A 6,000-nucleotide genomic window follows, 5' to 3' on the forward strand; every position below is an offset into this window, starting at 1 on the left:
TGCCGCGATCATCACCGTCCGTCAACTCATCCAACGCGCCAGACCCCTCTACCGCTGGCACACACGCCCCACCACCCAACGCCTCAAATAACCCAATCGCCGGAGCCTCTTATACGCACTGGGCGGCTTACGGCAAGACCCAGGTCGTGCCGCAGAATCCCCGGCCAAGAACCAGAACTTGAGGAGATGGGGGTCGCGGAATGTGTGTTGTTGTCGACGTGTGGGTCGCGCGGGGACATCGAACTGATGTTGGGACTCGCGGTGCGGTTGCAAGCACTCTTAGTACTGCAACGACAGGTTGCGATCTGGGGTCGGGTCCTGGTAGTTGACCTTGTGTGTTGGCGGAGATGGTGCAGGGGTGGTCGGCGAGTTTCGCGGCGTTTGTGTCTCGGTTCGCGGGGCGGTTTCCGCGGGTGGAGTCGCGGCGGCGGATGGTGTCGTACGTGCGCGGGCTGCTCAGCGAGGCCGAACGCAAGAACGGCTGGACCCTGGCGGAGGCTGTGGGGGACGCGGGGCCGGAGGGCATGCAGCGGCTGTTGAACTTCTACGCCTGGGATACCGATGGGCTGCGGGATGACGTGCGGGACACGGTGGTGGAGGCGATCGGCGATGCCGAGCATGGTGTGTTGATCGTCGATGAGATGGGTTTTCTGAAGAAAGGCACCAAATCTGCGGGGGTGGCCCGGCAGTATTCGGGCACGGCGGGGCGGATTGAGAACTCTCAGATCGGTGTTTTTCTGCCGTATGCCTCGGATCATGGCCGAGGGTTGATCGATCGGGAGCTCTATCTTCCGATGGAGTGGATCGCTGATCGTGACCGGTGCCGGGCGGCTGGGATCGGCGATGAGGTCGAGTTCGCGACCAAACCGGTGCTGGCCAGGCGCAGGGCGAACGCGCCCTGGACGCCGGGGTGCCGTTCGGGTGGGTCACCGGCGACGAAGCCTATGGGCAGGACACCCGGTTCCGGCTGTGGCTGGAATCCCACGAGATCGCCCACGTGGTCGCGGTACCCAAAAACGGGGGGACCGGTAACCGGCCCGAACCCGGTCGATCGAGACAAGGCCGGTTCCAAGATCCACGCCTGTCCGACCGTTCAGGCATCCCGCTCGCGGTCGGTATCTCTGCGGCGAACATCCACGACAACGCCGCACTCAAACCGCTCGTGCTGGCCATTCCCGCGATCCGTTCCCGCCGGGGCCCCGCCGCTTCCGACCCGCGAAACTCCACGCGGACAAGACATACGACGTCGCCGAGCTGCGCGACTGGCCGCGCAGCCGAGGAATCGTCCCCCGACTGGCCCGCAAAGGCATCGAATCCAGCACGAAACTCGACCGACACCACTGGATCATCGAACGCACCATCGCCTGGCTGTTCGGCTACCGCCGACTCACCATCAGATACGAACGACACGGCACCCTGTTCTGCGGCTTCCGCACCCTCGCCGCCGCACTCACCTGCTACAAAAAAACTCACCAAATAAGACACGCTCTTAGAGGTCCTAACAGATTGAGTTGTTCTTGAGTTTGCGCCAGCAGATGATGCTGCAGCCGATGCTGAGGAAGGCTTCATGGATGTCATCGCGGATCTCCCAGCGGATGCGCAGGCGTCGGAACCAGTGCAGCAATGCGATGGCCTGCTCCACGACCCACCGGTACACGCCGAGCCCGGAGCCGTGTTCGGTGCCGCGTTCGGCGAACTGAGGCTGGATTCCCTTGGCTCGCACGAGCGTGCGGTACTTGTCGTAGTCGTAGGCCCGGTCCGCATAAAGCACGTCGGGCCGCTTACGTGGGCGGCCTCGTCGCCCGCGCACGGGCGGGATCGCTTCCACCAGAGGCATCAGCTGGGTGACGTCGTGTCGCTGACCGCCTGTGAGGGTGGCCGCCAGCGGAACACCGCCACCGTCGACGATCACATGGTGTTTCGAGCCTGTTCTGGCTCGATCTACCGGGCTGGGGCCGGTTTTGGGCCCCCCTTTAACGCCCGTATGTGCGAGCCGTCCACCGCCGCCCGCGACCAGTCGATCAACCCGGCCGCGTTCAGCTCGGCCAGCAGCACCTCGTGCAACCGCTGCCACACCCCGGCTTCGGTCCACTCCCGCAACCGTCGCCAGCACGTCATGCCCGATCCGTACCCGAGTTCCTGCGGCAAGAACTCCCACGGCATCCCCGTGTACAACACGAACAAGATCCCGCACAGCGCCTTGCGGTCGTCCAGGCGCTTGCGGCCCGGGTGTCGAAACCGCCGCTCGACCACGGGTAACAACGGTTCGATCCGTTCCCACAGCCCATCCTCGACCTCCCACGGTCTGCGCTGCGCCAACACCAACCCCAACCAGACGATCCAACGACGACACCAAGATCAAACCACATCCAAGATCATTATGTTAGGACCTCTTAGTGAGGTGATGTCGCTCAGGGGGACTGTCGCTTGATCGGTGTTTCTGGTCCGACGCGCCGGGCTTGACCCGGTGGGATGGGCGTTGTGAGTGATGACCTCTGATGCTGTGAGTGCACTGGAGCAGATCGAGAGGTCAGGGCGGCGGTTGTCGCCGGAGCAGGCCGCTGCGGCGGCGATGGTGGCCCAGGCCAGGGAGCAGGGCCTGGAGCTGACCGGCCCGGAGGGCCTGTTGAAGCTGTTCACCAAGAATGTGCTTGAGACGGCGTTGAATGAGGAAATGACCGAACATCTCGGTCATGAACCGAACCGGGCCGATGTCGCGCGGGAATCGACCAATATCCGTAATGGCACCCGCACGAAAACGGTGATCTCTGCTGCCGCAGGCGAGGTGGAGATCGCGGTTTCCCCGTGACCGGGAAGGCACGTTCGAGCCGCAGATCGTGCGTAAGCGGCAGCGGCGTCTGGGCAACGTTGACGAGATTGTGCTGTCGCTGTACGCGAAGGGCTTGACCACGGGCGAGATCTCGGCGCATTTCTCCGAGATCTATGGATCATCCGTATCCAAAGATACCGTTTCGCGGATTACCGACAAGGTCGTCGCCGAGATGGATGAGTGGTCGGCTCGCCCGCTCGATTCGGTGTACTGTGCGATCTTCATCGATGCGATCATGGTCACCGTCCGCGACGGACAGGTCGCCAACCAGCCCGTTTACGCCGCCATCGGTGTCACTGTGGACGGACGCAAGGACGTGCTCGGGCTGTGGATGGGCACCGGCGGCGAGGGCGCGAAGTTCTGGATGAGTGTGTTGATCGACCTGAAAAACCGTGGCGTGCGGGAGGTGTTCTTCCTCGTCTGCGACGGCCTCAAGGGCCTGCCCGAGGTCGTGGAAAACGTGTGGCCGCAGGCCATTGTACAAACGTGCATCATCCATTTGATCCGTAATTCGTTCCGGTTGGTATCCCGCAAGCACTCCGATGCCCTGAAGCGGGATTTGAAACCGATCTACACAGCCCCGAACGCCAACGCGGCTGCTGCCGCGTTGGCCAAACTCGACGAGAAATGGGGTGATAAGCACGCTGCGATGGTGCAGCTATGGCGCAACGCCTGGGACGAGTTCATTCCCTTCCTGGACTACGACGCGGAAATCAGGAAAATGATCTGCTCGACGAACGCGATCGAGTCGCTCAATGCCCGCTACCGACGGGCAGTACGAGCCAGGGGACACTTCCCGACCGAGCAAGCAGGGCAGGAAGTGTCTGTACCTTGTGACCCGCAGCCTGGACCCCACCGGCACAGGCCGCACCCGATGGACGACGCGTTGGAAACCAGTCATCAACGCCTTCGCCATCACCTTCAGCGACCGCTGGCCGACCGCTGAAACCTACTAACCGACACCGCCGGAAACACCGTAAGTGAGATAGACCCCGCTCAGGTCCTTCAGGCGCCCGCGCCGGGGAGGATCTCGGCGAGTTCGATCATGTTGCCCCACGGGTCGCGGAAGAATGCCAGTCGTCGGCTGATGTTCTCGATCTCGAAGGGCTCGCCGATCACGTCGACACCGCGGCGGATCAATTCGTCGCGAGTCTGGTCGACGCTGTCGACGTGCACGCAGATGTGCTGGTAGCCAGCGTGTTTGAGGCTCTCGTCCAGGTCATCGAGGACCTCCTGCGGATACGGCACCGGCCCGGCGAGCAGTTCGACATGGAAGTCGTCGTCGTTGGCGGGGCTGAGATAGGCGAGCTGGAGTTCGCCGTAGGGCCACTCCTGCAGGACGCGGAAGTCAAGTTTCTCCGTGTACCAGGCCTTGGCCGCGTCGTAGTCAGGGACGCGGATGCCGACGTGGTGGCCGTGGAATGAGGCGAACGGGCTGGACGGGTTCTTCGGCGGGTTGGCAGGCATAGGCATGGCGAGCCCCTTCGTTCTTGGTTTTAATGATTTTGTGCGGTTCGCGAGAGTGCAGCCAGTGATGATTTTCGACCGGTCTTCGATCTCAACGGTGCTTGAGGGATTCATGGTCGATGGAATGGGAACCGAAAATCCGGTTTCGGACGTGATGATTGGGGATGCCAGCGCAGGGGAATGCGGAGGGATGAATGCGACTTTCCCTTTGCCACTAGCAAGCGTAAAAGCCTCAGCCCGCGTGACCCCGTCCAGCACGTCTTCCTGGTTCGGCCGAGGTAAACGGGCCGGGAGCCCCTGGCTTGAGAACCTGCCACCTTCGCCCTCGCTCCGACCGGCCGCGGCCACCAGCGCCGGACCAGTCGCTAAGTTCCGCCGTCACCGAGTTCGACCTTCTCTTGGGCGGCTGGCTTACCGTCGTGTGGGCCGAACAGCTACGCCCGCGGAAGAGGGAAGAGAAGCGCAGGCTCCCTGTGTCACCACCTCTTCGGGCGCCGCGTCCGCCTGCCTCAGCCGTTGTCGGCCGGTGGGGCGAAGAACTCGAGAGCGATGTTGTCCGGGTCCCGGAAGGAGAGCCCGAATCCGTAGGGGGCATCGACGATGCCGCTGTGGGCTATGCCGAGCTCATCGAGCCGTCGGCCCTGCGCCACAAGGTCATAGCGGTCCGCGCACGCGAACGCCAGGTGGTCCAGGCCTGGCCGGAACTCATTGAACCGGTCAGTGGCCGTGCCGTCCGGGAGGGACTGAGCGGGAAAGCAGTGAAGTCCGATCATGACGTTGTCGAGGGCGTAGCCGACGTGGTGGAACGGGCCCGTGTCCTCGTCGAGAACCGGCTCGCGGTCCAAGAGCTTGGAGTACCAGGGGACACTGACGGACAGGTCGGTCACGGTCAAGGTGATGTGAGCGACCGCGATGGGGTGGGGCATGAGTGTTCCTATCGGATCTGGGCAGTGTGCCGAGTGGAGAGAATCTGGCCGTAGCACGTGGTGTGCAGGGCTCTCACGTGAGGGGCGGAACAAGAATGCAAAGTCGAGGCCCGTTCGCAGGGCACCGCACGCGTAGAGAGCGCCTGCCCCGCAACGATGGGCTCGGCCGTGCCGGGCCAGGGCTGCTGCCTGAGGGAGCGGTCGGGCTCAGGCTCGTTGCGGATGCCTTGTACCACGCAATGCTCAGGAGATCAGGGGCATAGGCGTCGCCGGACATCATCCGCTCGTAGACGTCGTTGACCTCGTCGAGCGGCACGGTCTCAGTCATCGGCTGCACTCCGGTGACAACGCTGCTGCGCACGGTCGTCTCGATGCCGCTGGCGCAGCTGCGGAGGCCGTACGGGAGTGTGACTGCGGGCCCTGCCATCGAGTGAGACTGTGTCAGCAGATGGACCTGCCGTCGGGGAAGTCAGTGGACAGGGTCAACTCGCTCCACGTGGCGAACTCCTTGTCCACCGCCACACGGGCCTCGGAGACCAGGCGTAACGCGTCGCTGCCGAGCAGGAGGTGGCCCGGTGGGTTGGGCGCGTCGAGTATCTCAAGCAGGACCTTGCCCGCCATGGCCGGGTTGCCCAGCTGGCGCCATCGCCGATGTCAGCGGCGTGGCCGACTCTATTCCGGCGCCACTCGTCTCAGTGCGGCCGATGGGATCTGCGTTCGTTCGAACGCGTTTCGGTGAGGCCACGGCCCTGCTGAACATGCTCGAGCTAGCTGCGG

4 protein-coding genes and 3 pseudogenes are annotated in these 6,000 nt (G+C 63.6%); 3 read left to right on the forward strand and 4 right to left on the reverse strand.

Annotation, left to right across the window (positions count from 1 at the left end; all coding sequences use genetic code 11):
• Window positions 1–347: 347 nt before the first annotated feature.
• Together MOQ72_RS43660 and MOQ72_RS43665 are read left to right on the forward strand one after the other, a co-directional pair.
• Window positions 348–1,018: pseudogene (locus tag MOQ72_RS43660) on the forward strand (IS701 family transposase); the annotation flags it as partial.
• Window positions 1,014–1,521: pseudogene (locus MOQ72_RS43665) on the forward strand (transposase); the annotation flags it as partial. The pseudogenes MOQ72_RS43660 and MOQ72_RS43665, both read left to right, overlap by 5 nt.
• On the opposite strand, the gene MOQ72_RS43670 reads toward MOQ72_RS43665, so the two are convergent.
• A protein-coding gene (locus tag MOQ72_RS43670; protein ID WP_372495660.1) for an IS5 family transposase occupies window positions 1,499–2,319 on the reverse strand; the annotation gives its coding sequence in 2 pieces (ribosomal slippage) (window positions 1,499–1,977 and window positions 1,977–2,319; 822 coding nt in all). The pseudogene MOQ72_RS43665 and the gene MOQ72_RS43670 sit on opposite strands and share 23 nt — an antisense overlap.
• A gap of 253 nt (window positions 2,320–2,572) precedes the next feature.
• On the opposite strand from MOQ72_RS43670, the pseudogene MOQ72_RS43675 reads away from it, so the two are divergent.
• Window positions 2,573–3,786 (forward strand): annotated as a pseudogene (locus tag MOQ72_RS43675) (IS256 family transposase).
• Window positions 3,787–3,835: 49 nt separating this feature from the next.
• On the opposite strand, the gene MOQ72_RS43680 reads toward MOQ72_RS43675, so the two are convergent.
• From MOQ72_RS43680 to MOQ72_RS43690, 3 genes are all read right to left on the reverse strand, one after another.
• Complete coding sequence (locus MOQ72_RS43680; RefSeq protein WP_242191955.1) at window positions 3,836–4,303, reverse strand: VOC family protein; 468 nt, start codon at window positions 4,301–4,303, stop codon at window positions 3,836–3,838.
• A 503-nt stretch (window positions 4,304–4,806) separates the two neighbouring features.
• Complete coding sequence (locus tag MOQ72_RS43685) at window positions 4,807–5,223, reverse strand: VOC family protein (RefSeq protein WP_242191956.1); 417 nt, start codon at window positions 5,221–5,223, stop codon at window positions 4,807–4,809.
• 441 nt (window positions 5,224–5,664) lie between these two features.
• Complete coding sequence (locus MOQ72_RS43690) at window positions 5,665–5,844, reverse strand: hypothetical protein (RefSeq protein WP_242191957.1); 180 nt, start codon at window positions 5,842–5,844, stop codon at window positions 5,665–5,667.
• Window positions 5,845–6,000 lie beyond the last annotated feature (156 nt).

This window comes from Saccharopolyspora soli (genome assembly GCF_022678645.1).
GTDB lineage: Bacteria > Actinomycetota > Actinomycetes > Mycobacteriales > Pseudonocardiaceae > Saccharopolyspora > Saccharopolyspora soli.